Genomic DNA, 15,264 nt, shown 5'->3' with positions numbered 1-15,264 from the left:
CGCCGTGTCTTCCGCAACGGTGGGTCGATCGCGGCTAAGCTTGCTGCGACCCGACAGGTAGGGGGAATCGACGTATCGGCAGCACCGACAGCGCTGTTCGCGCGGACCGGCCGGGTGCGGGGCGAGCGGGCACTGAACCGGCCAGGTCCTACCCTGCGCCGGTTCACTATGCCCGCCGGACCCGCTGGGTCGCCCCCGTCCGGTCACCGGCTCGCCCGGGGTCCGGGCGCGGCATCCCGGCATTGGACGGGCTTCGGGGTGTCGCGGTCGCGCTGGTGCTCGCCGAACACGGCGGCATCCCCGGTATGGGTGGCGGGTTCATCGGCGTGGACGTGTTTTTCGTCCTGAGCGGTTTTTTGATTACCTCGCTGCTGCTCGACGAACTGGGGCGAACCGGCCGCATCGATCCCGCGGGGTTCTGGGTGCGCCGGGTCCGTCGGCTGTTGCCGGCGCTGGTGCTGCTGGTGGTAACTCTCGCGGTGGCTCGCGAGTGGTTTCCGCAGGAGGCCGTCGCCGGGCTGCGAGAGGACGCCGTCGCCACCTTGTTGTGGGTGGCGAACTGGAGATTCGTCGCGCAGAAAACGGACTATTTCACGCAAGGCGCCGCACCCTCGCCGCTGCAGCACGCCTGGTCGCTCGGTGTCGAGGAGCAGTTCTACGTCCTCTGGCCGCTGGTGCTGATCGCGGTGGCCGTGTTGTTGGCGGCGTGGGCCCGGCGCTACCGGCTGTGGGCAACGGTGAGCGGGGTTCGGCTCATCGTGTTCGTGATGGCCGCGCTGGGCGCACTGGCCTCGGCCGCCGCGGTCGTGGTCTTCTTTCCGCAGGCCTCGCACCACCGAATCTACTTCGGCACCGATACCCGTGCGCAGGCCCTGCTGACCGGTGCTGCGGCGTCGGCTCTGCTGGTGCGTGACTGGCCGGCACTGAACCGCGGCCGGTGCGTGCTCCGCTCCCGCCGGGCGCGGTGGGCCGCCCGGGTGCTGCCGGTCATCGGCCTGGCGGGGCTGGCGGCGGGTGCGCACTATGCGACGGGCGGTGTGCGGGAACTTCACACGGGACTGCTGGCCGCGGTGGCCGTCGCGGCGGTCGTGGTGATCGCTCCGGTGGCGCTGGAGCAGCGTGGGCCGGTTGCCCGGTTGCTGGCTTGGCCTCCCCTGGTGTGGCTCGGCGCCATCTCATACGGTGTCTATCTTTGGCATTGGCCAATCTTTTTGGTGCTCAACGGCGAGCGGACCGGATGGTGCGGCTGGCGGTTGTTTGCGGTTCGCTGCGCCGCCACCGTGGCGATGGCCGCCGTGTCCTGGTGGTTGATCGAGCAGCCCGTCCGGCGGTGGCAACCGGTTGGGGTGCCGCTGCTGCGGTTGGCGGGCGCCACGGTCGCCACGGCCGCCGCGGTGACGGTGCTACTTGTGCCCGCCGGCGTTGGTCCCGCGCCGGTGCCCGATCGCAGTGTTCCGCCCGGGGTGTCGCCGGTGGCGGTGGTTTCACCGGCGCCATCGGTGGGATCTCGGCCCGTGCCGGCCGTGGCGCGGCGAGATCCCGCCCGGCCGTTCACGGTTTCGGTCTTCGGCGACTCGATCGCCTGGACGTTGATGCACTATCTGCCCGCGACGCCAGGGTTTAATTTCGTCGACCACACCGTCATCGGATGCAGCATCGTCCGCAGCGGCCCGTACCGGTATTTCGGCCAGGTCATCGATCAGAAGCCGGAATGCGATAGCTGGCCCGCCCGGTGGGCCGCGCAAGTGAGCCGGGACCGGCCCGACGTCGCACTGCTGGTCATCGGTCGCTGGGAAACGATTGACCGGGTCAATGAGGGACGCTGGACCCACATCGGCGACCCGGCGTTCGATTCCTATCTGACCGCAGAACTGCAGCGGGCGCTGGACATCCTGGGCTCCACCGGGGCCCGGGTGGTGGTTGCCACCGCACCGTATAGCCGGCGCGGTGAAAAACCGGACGGCAGCCTGTATCCCGAAGACCAACCGGAGCGGGTCGATCGATGGAACGGGTTGCTTCGCCGCACGGTGCGGGATCGGCCCAACATCGCGGTACTGGACCTGAATAAAAAGCTCGCCCCCGACGGGGTCTACACCGCGAAAGTCGATGGCATACCGGTGCGTAGCGACGGCGTGCACCTTACTCCGGAGGGGGTGAAGTGGCTGACCCCGTGGCTCGAGGAATCGATACGGTAGCCGCTGGCCCCTCCCCGGATGGAAACGTTACCGGGGACATCGGCGTGAACCCGGTGCCGCTCAGCTCTCCACGATGATCGGATCACCGATATGCACGGTGTCGAAATACCAGGCGGCATTGTCCGGGCTGAGATTGATGCAGCCGTGACTGACGTTCGCGTAGCCCTGTGAGTCCACCGACCAGGGAGCCGAGTGCACGTACACGCCGCTCCATGTCACCCGGACGGCATACTGACCCTGGATCAGGTAGCCCTCGGGAGAACTGAGCGGGATGCCGATGGTTCGCGAATCGAAGGTCACGGTCCGCTCTTTGGATAAGGCGCTGAAATGACCAACGGGCGTTGGGCGGCTGGGCTTGCCCATCGATGCCGGCATGACGCGGACTACCTGGTCGTTGATGCTGACGGTGAAGGTGTGCGCGGAGATGCTGGCAACGGCTTTCACCGCGTCTCCGGTGTCGAATCCGGTGGATAAGCCGCGGACCCGCACAGTCACCGTCGTATGGGCGGGCCAGTACGCCACCGGAGTCCATTGCACGGCATTGTCGGCCACCCAGGTGAAGCGCCCGGGCGTCCGGCTCGGAGAGACGATCTTGATGGTCCGTTGGGCCGCGGTTCGGTCGGCGACCGGGCCGTTGAAGGTGACGATGACCGGATGCGCGACACCGACCACCTCGCCGCTCGCCGGCTGAATCGAGGTCACACCGGGCACCGCGCTGGGTGTCGCAACGGCCGCCGAGCCCGGCCCGGTTGATAGCGCCACGGCCGTCGCGAGGACACCTGCGAGGACGAATAGCGACCTGGCTGCCCTTAGCACGTCCACCCCTTTCGCATCGCAGGCAACTGTGCCCGTTTCCGATTCTCGCTGGCGGGCCGACAGCGATTCCAAGGCCGGCCGGCGAAGGTTGACGGGGTCTCGGGTTCAGCGGTGTTCACGAAGCGCCGCCATGCGCCGCCGGTATTCCTCTTCGTCGATTTCACCGCGCGCGAAGCGTTCGGCGAGCACCTCTTCCGCGCGTGAGAGCCCATAGCCGGGCGGTTCTGCGGGGGCTGAACCGCCCAGATAACGGATCGCCAGGGCAACGGCCGCGATCACCGCCGTTAAGAACAACGCCATCACAATGACCATCACGATCCAGCCTCCCCAGCCGCCGCCATCCCACATCCAGCCGTCCCCGTCATACATCATTGGCGCATCCCTTCGACCGCTTCTCCAACACTCTCATGTAGTGACTTCAGCCTGGGCGGGAACCGCAGGCCCCCATAGGGTCGATAGTCCCTTCTTCTGATGGCGCGCGCAGCCGCAGCGGGCGTCGGGCGCAAACGCTTCGGCTTTACTCTTGGCCCTGCCGCAAAAAAGCCAGGGCCTCGGCACGCAGTCCGCGACGTCGAGGCCCTGGCCGGAGGGGATCAGTTGTTGCACCGGCAATCGGCGTGACCGCACCTACAGCCGGATGCCCGGGTGCACGCGTGGTCGGCGCACCGACAACCAGTGGACTTACAGTGGCAGGTCCCGGTTTCCTTCATCGTCTCGTCCTTCCTGCAGAGTGCTGGCGGTCCGTGCCATCAGCTACCCTACCCCGGTAGGGTATATTCGCCAACCGACCGGCCCTTCCCTCGGCCGGGGCGATCGGCCGCCGGTAGTCACGAGCGGTGCATTCCCGGGCGTGGCGCTCACCCGGGTCGACTCGGTGGGGCCGGTAGATCAGGAGCGGACCAGCCGTGCGATGGCGGCGGAGGCTTCGGCGAGTTTCACCTCGGCCTCCTTGCCGCCCTCGGCGAGCGCGTGGCTCACGCAGTGATCAAGGTGCTCGTCGAGCAGGTTTAACGCCACCGATCGTAAGGCGCTGCTGACCGCGCTGATCTGAGTGAGGACGTCGATGCAGTACTTGTCTTCTTCGATCATCTTCGCGATGCCGCGGACCTGACCCTCGATTTTGCTCAGCCGCTTAGCGTAGCTGTCCTTGTGCGCGACATATCCATAGGTGGCGTGCCGCTGCTGTTCGAGCGTGTTGGTCATCGGGCTGGACCTTGCCTTCCTGCGCTGAGGCGACCTCCCCGTCGCCCGCCGACGCCTCGGTGGTTTTCGCCGTCGCCGGCCCCGGACCCGGCCGCCGCAACGGCGTCCGGGTGGCTGATCGTCGGCCGCCGCCGCGTGTCCGGGCACGGACGCGTCGAGGCGGCGCAACCTCGGGTCAAAGTGGGCGGCATGTAACCACTATAGCTGGCTACCCCGTGGGGGTACGGGTAGCCAATGTGGGTCACCCAAGGTCGCGGCGTAGCCCACCCGGCGATGGGCACCGAGGCGTGCCGGGCCGGAGGCGGCTCGTCATAACCGATCACCGGCGGGCGCCCGACACGCCTTATCCCCGACGAGCCACGGATTCATGTTGGGCGGCAGCCGTTTTCACCAACGGTTCGATCATCGACGGCTGGGCCGCGGGCAACGGCTCGACGTGATAGCGGCGCAGGCGGTTGGCGTTGGCGACCACCGACAGCGAGGATAGGGCCATCGCGGCGGCAGCGATCATCGGTGAGAGCCGCAGCCCCAGCAGCGGGTACAGCGCGCCCGCCGCGACGGGGATGCCGATGGCGTTGTAGACCAGGGCGAAGAACAGGTTTTGCCGGATATTGCGCATGGTAGCGCGGGAGAGCCGGATCGCGGTGACCACGCCGGCCAGCGCCCCGGAGATCAGGGTGACGTCGGCGGATTCGATGGCGACGTCGGTGCCGGTCCCGATGGCAAATCCGACATCGGCTTGGGCGAGGGCAGGGGCGTCGTTGATGCCGTCGCCCACCATCCCGACCCGGCGTCCCTCGGCTTGCAGCCGGCGGATCTCGCCGGCTTTGTGCTCAGGCAGGACCTCGGCGAGCACCCGCTCCACGCCGACCTGGCGGGCTATCGCCTTCGCGGTGGCGGCGTCGTCCCCGGTGATCATCACGACCCGCAGGCCCAGCTTGCGCAGGGCGGCGACCGCCGCGGCCGAGTCCTCCTTGACGGTGTCGGCGACGGCGAGCACCCCGGCCGGTTGCCCATCGGCGGCCACCAGGATCGGGGTGTTGCCCACGGCCGCGAGGTCGACAGCGATTCGCTCGAGTCCGCTTGTGTCGATTCCGTTTTCGGCCAACAAGGCGGCGTTGCCCACCAGCAGGCTGTGGTCCGCGACCGTTGCCCGGACTCCCTTGCCGGTGATCGAGTCGAAGGCGCTGGCCGCGGGAACACTTAGGCCGCGGCCGCGGGCCCCGGCGACGACGGCGGCGGCCAACGGGTGCTCGCTGCCGGCTTCGGCGCCGGCGGCCAGCGCAAGAAGCTCGCCCTCCGGCAGCGTCCCGCTCGCGTGCACCGCGGTGAGGACAGGTTTGCCGGCGGTGATGGTGCCGGTCTTGTCCAGCACCATGGTGTCGAGTCGGTGTGCGGTTTCCAGAGCTTGCGCCGAGCGGATCAGTATGCCTGCGCGCGCGCCCTTTCCGGTGCCGACCATGACCGACAACGGGGTGGCCAGGCCCAGCGCGCACGGGCAGGCGATGATCAGCACCGCCACCGCCGACACCAGCGCCGGCGTCAGTGCGGGTGCCGGGCCGGCGACGAACCAGACCGCGAAAGCGGCGACGGCGATGGCGATCACCGCCGGCACGAAATAGGCCGAGATCGCGTCGGCCAGGCGCTGGATCGGTGCCCGGGATGCCTGAGCCTGCTGGACCATGCGAATGATCTGGGCGAGCAGGGTGTCCGCGCCCACCTTGATCGCGCGTACCCGCAGCGAGCCGGTGGTGTTGACCGTCGCGCCGATGACGGTGTCACCGACGTGTTTGGTGACGGGCATCGGTTCGCCGGTCACCATGGACTCCTCCACCGCGGACTGGCCGGACAACACGATGGCGTCGACCGGGATTTTCTCACCGGGGCGGATGAGGATCTCGTCGCCGACCACCACCTCCTCGACGGGGAGTTCGGTTTCGGCGCCCCCGCGCACCACGCGGGCGGTGCGCGCCTCCAGGCCCAGCAGGGCGCGGATGGCTTCGCCGGTGCCGGCCTTGGCGCGGGCTTCCAGCAGCCGGCCCAGCATGATCAGGGTGAGGATCACCCCGACGGCCTCGAAATACACGCTGCGCAGCCCGGTGGGCAGGGCCGTGGAGGCGAGCGTCACCAGCAGGCTGTAGCCGTAGGCCGCGAAGGTGCCGAGCGTGATCAAGCTGTTCATGTCGGCGCTGCGATGGGCCAACGCGAGCCAGCCACTGCGATGGATTGGCCAACCCACGTAGAACATTACCGGTGTGATCAGCGCCAGCTGCAGCCAGTGGTTGAGCAGCACGGTGGGCACCCACCGGGCGCCCGACGGTTGCAATGGTTGAGCCATCACCGCGTACAGCACGGGCGCGGTGAGCAGCGCGCCGATCAGCACCCGGCGGGTCAGGCCGGTGATCTCGGCCCGCCGTTCTGCGGTCTCGGCGGCCTCGGTCTCCGCGGCGTTCGACTCGGCAGCGCCGTCCGCCGGTGTGGGTCGCGCGCCGGGGCCGACCCGCTGCTGACGTTCGGGTGGCGAGGCGGCCGTGGCCTCGGGGATGACGACGAGCGTGCCGTGGGTCATGTTCATCCCGCAGGCAAAGTCGAATGACCCGGCCCGCCGGGGGGTGAACCGTACCCGGGTGCGCCGATGTGCCGGCAGTGCCGCCCCGACCTGCAGGTCGGGGAAGACCACCCGCGACGTGCAGTCCCCGCTTTCTTGCCGGTCGAACTCGATCTCCACCGGAATGCCCTGACGGACCTCGACGACGTTGGGGCTATAGCCACCCAGGACGGTTATTCGGACGTGCTGAACCCCGTCGGTCAGCGCAGCGGCGCGGGCGCGGCGCGGGGCGAAGAAAAACCACGCCAGCACGGCGATGGCCAGGGCCGCACCCGTCAGGACGATAACGTCAACGCCGGACATCGCGAACTCCTCATTCGTTACCCACGGCCAGGTGCCGTGGCCGTGCGGGGCGCTCGGGGAACGCGCTGCGGAGAGCGTGTCATCCATCACCCGCTCCGGGCGGGTCGTGGTTGTCCTGTGTTCGTTGCCCCGAACCCGGGACACAACCAGCCGCCGCACGATAATATACCCCCCAGGGGTAACGACCCGGTTGCCGGATGCGGAACAAAAGGGCTGCCGCAGCTCCAGTGGGCCACGACGGTCCCGGGCCGTCTCCCGGACACGCAGGCGAGAGGGTGCCGAGATGACATGTCTTTCGCTTTCGCCGCGCGTTTCCCCGCGTCGTCAACCGGTTAGCACGCTGATGCCCGATGGGCACGCTCTGGCTCGTCTTGGCGAACACGTCGGTCTACCGCCCGGCGGCGTCGCTTGCCCATCCACCGGTGCCGTGCCGCGCACGGATCGCGAAAGCCGGCCGCGAAGAACACGAAGAGCGCGGTGTCATGACGCTGCGTCAGGTGATAAGCGGTGTCATGACGCTGCGTCAGGTGATAAAATTATTGCTGTCCTTGATATTACGCTTGTTCATCGTCGCCTACGGGTGCTGTCCTGTGCAACGCCACGGTGGACCAATTTGAAGCGGGCACAGCTATCGTCGCTATCGTCCGCGACAGATGGATCCCGCCGAGTTCCCCCTGGAACAACAGAAAATATTTCCTACCAACAATATTCGTTAGCTATCAGGGTCATCAAAGGGCACCGTGAACTGTTTGTGACTGTCCTGGGTGCCGGTACCGATTCACATCCGGCCGCCGAGGCCGCCAATGCCATCACTGTCAGCTAGAAAGGTGTGCGGCAATGGATTACGCGTTATTACCACCGGAAGTCAACTCCGCGCGGATGTATGCCGGACCGGGGGTGGGGCCGATGCTGACCGCCGCGGCGGCCTGGGGCACGCTGGCCACCGAGCTGTATTCGGCGGCGGCATTGTATAACTCGGTGATCTCGGAGCTAACCGCCGGGCCCTGGCTGGGCCCGTCCTCGGCGTCGATGACCGCCGCGGCGGCCCGCTACGCGGCGTGGCTGTCGGCTACCGCCGCGCAGGCCGAGCAGGCCGCCGCCCAGGCCGAAGCGGCCGCGGCCGCCTACGAGACCGCGTTCGTTTCGACGGTGCCACCATCGGTGGTCGCGGCCAACCGCAGCCTGCTGATGGCGCTGGTGGCGACGAACGTCCTCGGGCAGAACACCCCGGCGATCGCGGCCACCGAGGCGCAGTACGCCGAGATGTGGGCGCAGGATGTCGCGGTCATGTATGGTTACGCCGGCTCGTCGGCGTCCGCGACCGCGCTGACGCCGTTCACTCCGCCCGCCCCGATCGCCAATCCGGGCGGAGTCTCCGGGCAAGCCGCCGCGGTCGCCGGGGCCGGGGGCGGGTCGGCCGCGACCACCACGCAGACGGTGCTGTCGCACCTGCCGTCCGCGGTGCCCACCGCGCTCCAGGGGCTCGCGTCGCCGTTGCAGGCGGCACCGGCGGCCACGCCGCCCGCGTCGGGACTCACCGCGCTGCTGCAGAGCCTGGATTTGGCATCTTTTCCGGGCAATGCGGGTGCGGGCCTGGCGGCGGCCGATCTGGGCGCGACGTCGGGCGCATGGGGGTCCGCATCGGACGCCGACGCGAAAATTATGGCCGAACAAGGAGAAATCACCAGCACGCACGAGCTAATCACGGGCACGCTGAGCGAACTTACGGGCATGGAAGGCCGAATCATGGACCGGTTCGACCAGTTGGGTGCGGTGCGCTCGGCGGTGTCGGCGGGCATGGGGGAGGCGGCCTCGATCGGCGGGCTGTCGGTGCCGATGAGCTGGGCGACGGCGATCCCGGCGGTACATCCCGTCGCGGTGGCGTCGCCGACCCCTGGCCTGAGCGTGGCCCCGGAAGCCTTCGCGGACAGTCAGGGAAGCTTGTTCGGTGAGCTGGCGGTGGCGAGTATGGCCGGGCGCGCGATCGGCGGCACGGTCAGCCCGGGCCGGCGGGAGCGTGTTCGGCCGGCCGGCGAACCCGCGGCGTCGCCGGGGGCGGCGGCTACCCATGAACCCGCACAGCCACCCAAAACGTCGCCGGGCGTTCCGGGGAGGGGAATCACCGCCGAGGTACGTGAACGCGTCGAACTCCTGCGCGAACTCGCCGCGCTCCGCGACTCGGGGATTTTGACCGACGAGGAATTCAGCGAGGAGAAACGACGCCTTTTCGGTCATTAATTTCGGCCGCTAATTTCCACACGGGCCGACCCAGGGTCGATGACTCACAGATCACGTTCGGCGATGGCGCCGGGCCGAAAGACCCGCGTCGAAACACCCCACCCGCATGTGGAGTGCAAATAAGCTGCCCGACCCCGCTACAGAAAGTGAGGAATGCTCATGTTCGCCAAGGCTATCCGGGTGGCCGCTGCCGGGGCCACCGTCTGCCTCGGGTGGGTGACCATTCTGAGTCCGGGCGCGGCACGCGCCGTGCCGCCGCGCATGCCCCAGGACACCGATTTCACCTGCCCTGACATCGCGGGGATCAATTACGTGGCGGACCCCAACGATGCGAATGCGTACTACCTCTGCGTGGATGGATTGCCGCAGCACCACTACCAATGTCCGCCGGTGACCAAATTGATCATGACGACACCGCCCAGATGTATTCCCTGGAGTTCTCACCACATGCCGTGATCGACGAGGGTGAACCGGAACTCAGAGCGTGTTGGGAAAGCCTCGGGCAGCGGTTGAGGCTTTCTGCCGGGGCCGACGCCCAGGCGCCGGTTCCAGCCGGCGGACCATCAGCCCGATCATCGCCCGTGGGCACGGATGTGATCGTCCCACGCACCGGCCTGTCACCGGCTCGCAGGAGTTGACCACACTTGGCCACCGGCGGCCGTTTCAGAGGCTCGAATTTCCTTTTTCCTTTTTCCTTGAGCTTGAGGGGGAGGCTACGGGCGAGGCGCGCTCGGGGCTGTCGGTGTCGGCGAATGCTGGCCGGGACCCATGCCACCGGGCCCCATGCCACCGCCGGGACCCATCATGCCGCCGGGCCCCATCATGCCGCCGGGTCCCATGCCACCGGGTCCCATGCCACCGGGACCCATCATGCCGCCGGGCCGCATCTGGCGGCTATAGTCCGCCGGTCCACCCGGGCCCCGATGCGAATACGCGCACACGTAGAACCCGGAAAAGAAAATCACCGCGACAACGAAGGTGACACCGGCGACGATGCCCACCCAGGCCAGCGCCTGGTTCAGCCGGCTGATCCGGTCTTCACGGCGTACCGCTTCAACCGCGCGCGGCCCGTGGGTCGCTCCGGCGCGGGATTCGGGTGTCTCAGTCATGGCGTCGATAATGTCTACGCCGTCAAGCTGTGAACAGTGCCTTTGGTCCTAATAATCCAGGGACTTGTTCCTCACGCGGGCGACCAGAAGACAAACCGGCGATTCCATCAACCGGCAGCCAGCGATCCGAGATGGGAAACCGGCTCCGGTCGGTCCCCAGACTGACCCAAAGGCAAGCGGCGAATGTGCGGCGCGGTGCATGTCTCACGGCCGTAGCGGATTCCCAACGCCGCGTTGTTTTCCTCCCCGCTGAGCTGGTTTCACCCGCACCGAGCGGGATCGCCCCGACGTCGATAGCGGCTTCGACCGCAATATCCGCAATATCTATGCCACACCAGCTATTCCGTTACTTCGTGGGGCACTAAACGCCAATGGACCTCCCCAAACAGCCCTCGCGCCCGACACGCCGATGCGGTACACCTGGACCGTCACGGCTGCCGCGGCAGCGAGCACCAACACGGTAATCAGCAGTTGCACGAGGGGTTTAACCGCACGCCCGCGTTCCTGATACCGGTGAACCAAGCCCAGGAGGACGGCCGCGGCCAGCAACATGGTGGAGAAGTAGATCATGGTGTTGCCGAGTGCCGTGTGGGTATCCACGGCGGGTGACTGATGAACCCGCTCCTGCAGCCACCAGCCCGCACTGGTGGTCAGCGGGGTCAAGACAAGGGTGACCACAGCCAGGGCCAGCACCGGCCAGACCAGTCGCCGGCGCGCCGCCGGCCACACCGCGCAGGTGATCAGCAACACCGCGGTGAGCGGGGCCAAAACGATGATGAAGTGGTTCAGCAAAATATGGGCGGGAAGCCCATGCAGTGTGGACAAGGATCCTCCCTGGTCACTTTGGGCCGACCGCCGGGCGGCGAGATCCACCCAGCGCCGGACGAATGCCCCTGATGTGTGGCGGTCGGTAACTTTCGGCCTTACGGCCGCCCGGCAGGCGCCAATTCACCGAGCTTGCCCGGATCCTCACGCCGTGGACATCACCCGGGCGGCAGCGGACTCCGGCATGGGCTCGTAGCGGACAAACGATCGGGTAAACGATGCCGCGCCGTGCGACAGCGATCGCAGGTCGATCGCGTAACGGGTGAGTTCAATCTGCGGCACCTCGGCTTTGACCACCGTGCGCTCGTGCCCGGCGGTGTCGGTCCCGAGAACCCGCCCGCGGCGGCCCGACAGGTCGCTCATCACCGCGCCGACCAGGTCGTCGGGCACCAACACCGCGATCTCGTCGATCGGCTCGAGCAAGATCACCTTGGTGGCCGCCGCGGCCTCCTTCAGTGCCAGCGCACCGGCCATCTGAAACGCGAAGTCCGATGAGTCCACGCTATGGGCCTTGCCGTCAAACAGGGTGACTCGAATGTCGACCACCGGGTAACCGGCGAGCACCCCTTTTTCCATCTGCGCGCGAACGCCCTTCTCCACGCTGGGGATGAACTGCCGCGGCACCGCACCACCGACCACCTTGTCGACGAATTCGAATCCCGAGCCTTCCGGTAGCGGCTCGACCTCGATGTCACAGACCCCGTACTGGCCATGACCGCCGGACTGCTTGATGTGGCGGCCGTGGCCTTTTGCTTTGCCGGCGAAGGTTTCCCGAAGTGGCACCCGGAGCTCCACCGTGTCCACGGTGACGCCGTACCGGCTCGCCAGCGCGTCGAGAACCACACCGGCATGAGCCTCGCCCATGCACCAGAGCACCACCTGGTGGGTCTCCTGGTTCTGCTCGATCCGCAGTGTCGGGTCTTCGGCGGCCAGCCGTCCCAACCCGACCGCGAGCTTGTCCTCGTCGGCCTTTGCGTGCGCCTGCACCGCCACCGGCAGCAACGGTTCCGGCATCGTCCACGGTTTGAGCACCAGGGGGTCGGATTTGTCGGACAGCGTGTCCCCGGTTTCCGCGCGGCTGAGCCGGCCGATTGCGCAAATGTCGCCCGCCACAACGGCCGCGGCGGGTCGTTGCTGCTTGCCGAGCGGGTAAGTGAGGATACCGATGCGCTCGTCCTCGTCGTGGTCGGCGTGGGTGCCGGTGGCGCCCGTCGACGGCGCGAAAAAGGACGAAAAATGACCCGACACATGAACCGTGGTGTCGGGCCTGATGGTCCCGGAGAACACCCGCACCAGGCTGATTCTGCCGACATAAGGGTCTGACGTCGTTTTCACCACCTCTGCAAGCAGCGGCGCGTCCGCGTCGCATTTAAGGTGGGTGCGTGCCACTCCATTGGTCGTAAAAACCTCCGGCAGGGGATGTTCCAGGGGAGGGGGGAATGCTCTGGTGGCGATCTCCAGCAGTTCCAGCGTGCCGACACCGGTGGTGCTGCACACCGGGATCACCGGGAAAAAGCAACCGCGGGCAACCGCCGTCTCCAGATCCTTGATCAGCACCGACTCGTCGATCTTTTCGCCATTCAGGTAACGCTCCATGAGGGACTCGTCTTCAGACTCCTCGATGATCCCCTCGATCAACGTCCCGCGAGCCTCTTCGATCTGATCCGCGGATGAGGCGTCCGGCGGGTGCGCTGTCCGCGTGCCGCCGACGTACTCGTAGTGGGTCTGCGACAACAGTCCTATCAGCCCGTCACCGGCGGGCAGATAGAGCGGTAACACCTTGTCGCCAAACGCTTCCTGGGCGGCAGAGAGCGCGCTCTGGTAGTTCGCCCGGGGGTGGTCGAGTTTGGTGATCACCACGGCGCGCGGCATGCCGACCTGGCTGCACTCTTGCCAGAGGGACTTGGTGGGCTCGTCGACCCCCTCGTTCGCCGCGATCACGAAAAGAGCACAGTCTGCGGCGCGCAGCCCCGCGCGCAACTCTCCCACGAAGTCGGCGTAGCCGGGCGTGTCGATCAGGTTGACCTTGACGCCATCGTGCGCCAGCGAGGCCACGGCCAAACCCACGGACCGCTGTTGGCGGATCTCCACCTCTTCGTAGTCGCAGACCGTGGTGCCGTCGACGATGGAGCCGGGCCGGCTCAAGACGCCGGCTGCGACCAGCAGGGCCTCGACAAGGGTGGTCTTGCCGCCGGCCGACGGCCCCACCAACGCCACATTACGAATAACGGCCGGACTCTTTGCGGCGGGAGCGGCTTTGCCGCCCTGGGAATTAGTCGTCTTGTCTGCCATGGCGTTCCTCTCCTTCTACCCTGCATGGTTTTCGCTTGCCGGCGTGCCCAAGGCTCTCGGACCCCATAAGTCACCATTCCCTTAAGCGCCGTTCAGCACAAGGGCACATGCTGTTCAAGTCGGGGGCAAGCGACGCTCGCCGCAGGGTTGCCGGATGGGTGGGCCCCGCACGCCTGCCGGCGCGCCGTGAAGGGCAGCTGTCAGACAGCGGTGCCGGATGGCGCCGCCGGACTCAAAGGACCCGCGACGCTTGTCCGCCCGCGGATTCTTGTTGAAGGCGCATGACCGCCGGTGCCAGAATCAAAGGCATGAACTCGGGCCCGGGTTGCGGCGCGAGGATGGCGCACTCGCCAATCCGCCACCGGAGCTGACGCCCGGAAGTGGAGACACCGATGATCACCTGGTACCTGCTGGCCACCGCGTTCGGCCTCGGGGCGCTGTGGCTGGCGGCGTCTGTTCGCGTCGTCAAGCAATTCGAGCGAGGCGTGGTGTTCCGGTTGGGTCGTGTGCAGCCGCGGGTTCGCGGCCCGGGGTTGACCTGGCTGATTCCGGTGGCTGACCGGCTGCAAAAGGTGAACATGCAGATCATCACCATGCCGGTGCCCGCCCAGGACGGCATCACCCGCGACAATGTCACCGTGCGCGTGGACGCCGTCATCTACTTCAAGGTTTCGGATCCGGTGCGGGCCGCCGTCGATGTGCAGGACTACATGTCGGCGATCGGGCAGGTCGCGCAGACCTCGCTGCGGTCGATCATCGGCAAGAGCAACCTCGATGACTTGCTGTGTAACCGTGAAGGTCTCAACCAGGGCTTGGAATTGATGATCGACAGCCCGGCGCTGGGCTGGGGGATCCACATCGACCGGGTGGAGATCAAGGACGTGGTGCTGCCCGACTCGATGAAGCGCTCGATGTCACGCCAGGCCGAGGCCGAACGCGAGCGACGCGCCCGGGTGATCACCGCGGACGGCGAACTGCAAGCCTCCCGCAAGCTGGCCGAAGCGGCGCAGGTCATGGCCGAGCACCCGGCCGCGCTGGAATTACGGCTGTTGGAAACGGTCGTCGAGGTTGCGGCCGAAAAGAACTCCACGCTGGTATTGCCGTTCCCGGTTGAGTTGTTGAGGTTCTTGGAGCGGGGAACGCCGTCGCGGCCCGGCGCAGCCGAGCAGGCAGCCACCCGGCCGGCGGAACCGGTGGCGGTGGCTAACGGCGCGGGTTCGCCAAGCAGATCCCCGGATTAGGCGTGCCAGCTGGCCCAGTGCTTCACCGCAACCGCGATCACCGGTCCCTCAAGCGAAATTGCTTGGTACTGAGGATATTTAGTGCGCAGCAGCCGGAATCCGATCTGCATTGGCGGTCCGGCGCGATGGATGGTCGCCAGGCCGTCGGCGCGGACCCACCACAGCTGTGCCCAATCGTCGGCGTAGTGGTCGACCAGGATGCTGGCCCACGGGTTGCGTTCAAGATTGGTCAGCCGGCGCAGGCGGCGGGTGGTCTTCGGTTTGGCATCGACGGCGGTGTAGACCACATCGTCCTGCAGCGCGAACACCACCGGCACCAGATGCGGCATGCCTTGGGGTGTGACGGTGGCCAGTCGCGCCACCGCGGCTCGGGCGAAGCTGGCCCTGGGGTCGAAGTCGACCACCGAGCCAGCTTAGACGGTATGGGGGGCTGG

General features: G+C 67.3%; 13 protein-coding genes. 5 read left to right on the top strand and 8 right to left on the bottom strand.

Annotated elements, in window-relative coordinates; translation table 11 throughout:
* The first annotated feature begins 233 nt into the window (after positions 1-233).
* Positions 234-2,195 (top strand): acyltransferase family protein, encoded by a 1,962-nt coding sequence (locus tag QJR12_RS02015; RefSeq protein WP_300576491.1) that lies wholly within the window; start codon positions 234-236, stop codon positions 2,193-2,195.
* Between the two features lie 60 nt (positions 2,196-2,255).
* Here the strand turns inward: QJR12_RS02015 and QJR12_RS02010 are convergent, their stop codons facing one another.
* From QJR12_RS02010 to QJR12_RS01995, 4 genes are all read right to left on the bottom strand, one after another.
* Positions 2,256-2,957, bottom strand: a complete 702-nt coding sequence (locus QJR12_RS02010) for a L,D-transpeptidase (RefSeq protein ID WP_300575582.1) — start codon at positions 2,955-2,957, stop codon at positions 2,256-2,258.
* Between the two features lie 159 nt (positions 2,958-3,116).
* Positions 3,117-3,383, bottom strand: coding sequence for an SHOCT domain-containing protein (locus QJR12_RS02005; RefSeq protein WP_300575578.1), 267 nt, complete (start codon positions 3,381-3,383; stop codon positions 3,117-3,119).
* Positions 3,384-3,899: 516 nt separating this feature from the next.
* A complete protein-coding gene (locus QJR12_RS02000) occupies positions 3,900-4,214 on the bottom strand; it encodes a metal-sensitive transcriptional regulator (RefSeq protein WP_300575576.1) in 315 nt (104 codons plus the stop codon).
* 343 nt (positions 4,215-4,557) lie between these two features.
* The gene (locus QJR12_RS01995) at positions 4,558-7,212 is read right to left on the bottom strand and encodes a heavy metal translocating P-type ATPase (RefSeq protein ID WP_300575574.1); all 2,655 of its coding nucleotides are present in this window, start codon (positions 7,210-7,212) and stop codon (positions 4,558-4,560) included.
* Positions 7,213-7,475: 263 nt separating this feature from the next.
* On the opposite strand from QJR12_RS01995, the gene QJR12_RS01990 reads away from it, so the two are divergent.
* From QJR12_RS01990 to QJR12_RS01980, 3 genes are all read left to right on the top strand, one after another.
* The gene (locus QJR12_RS01990) at positions 7,476-7,742 is read left to right on the top strand and encodes a hypothetical protein (RefSeq protein WP_300575571.1); all 267 of its coding nucleotides are present in this window, start codon (positions 7,476-7,478) and stop codon (positions 7,740-7,742) included.
* A 220-nt stretch (positions 7,743-7,962) separates the two neighbouring features.
* Positions 7,963-9,363, top strand: a complete 1,401-nt coding sequence (locus QJR12_RS01985) for a PPE domain-containing protein (protein WP_300575568.1) — start codon at positions 7,963-7,965, stop codon at positions 9,361-9,363.
* A 159-nt stretch (positions 9,364-9,522) separates the two neighbouring features.
* Positions 9,523-9,819, top strand: coding sequence for a hypothetical protein (locus QJR12_RS01980; RefSeq protein WP_300575565.1), 297 nt, complete (start codon positions 9,523-9,525; stop codon positions 9,817-9,819).
* A 257-nt stretch (positions 9,820-10,076) separates the two neighbouring features.
* On the opposite strand, the gene QJR12_RS01975 is transcribed toward QJR12_RS01980, so the two are convergent.
* From QJR12_RS01975 to QJR12_RS01965, 3 genes are all read right to left on the bottom strand, one after another.
* Positions 10,077-10,472, bottom strand: a complete 396-nt coding sequence (locus tag QJR12_RS01975) for a hypothetical protein (protein ID WP_300575562.1) — start codon at positions 10,470-10,472, stop codon at positions 10,077-10,079.
* A gap of 324 nt (positions 10,473-10,796) precedes the next feature.
* On the bottom strand, positions 10,797-11,297 hold the full coding sequence (locus QJR12_RS01970; RefSeq protein ID WP_300575559.1) for a DUF2231 domain-containing protein: 501 nt from the start codon (positions 11,295-11,297) through the stop codon (positions 10,797-10,799).
* 144 nt (positions 11,298-11,441) lie between these two features.
* Positions 11,442-13,589: an elongation factor G-like protein EF-G2 gene (locus QJR12_RS01965; RefSeq protein ID WP_300575557.1), complete on the bottom strand. Its 2,148-nt coding sequence runs from the start codon at positions 13,587-13,589 to the stop codon at positions 11,442-11,444.
* Positions 13,590-13,981: 392 nt separating this feature from the next.
* Between QJR12_RS01965 and QJR12_RS01960 the strand changes: the two genes are divergently transcribed.
* A complete protein-coding gene (locus QJR12_RS01960) occupies positions 13,982-14,830 on the top strand; it encodes a slipin family protein (RefSeq protein ID WP_300575554.1) in 849 nt (282 codons plus the stop codon).
* On the opposite strand, the gene QJR12_RS01955 is transcribed toward QJR12_RS01960, so the two are convergent.
* Entirely contained in the window at positions 14,827-15,234 is a 408-nt protein-coding gene (locus QJR12_RS01955) for a TIGR03668 family PPOX class F420-dependent oxidoreductase (RefSeq protein WP_300575552.1), read from the bottom strand. The two genes, QJR12_RS01960 and QJR12_RS01955, sit on opposite strands and share 4 nt — an antisense overlap.
* Positions 15,235-15,264: the final 30 nt, after the last annotated feature.

The organism is Mycobacterium sp. (genome assembly GCF_029961025.1).
In the GTDB taxonomy this organism is placed as follows: Bacteria; Actinomycetota; Actinomycetes; order Mycobacteriales; family Mycobacteriaceae; genus Mycobacterium.
Note: the sequence above shows the minus strand (reverse complement) of the source record. Positions and strands in the feature narration are given on the sequence as shown.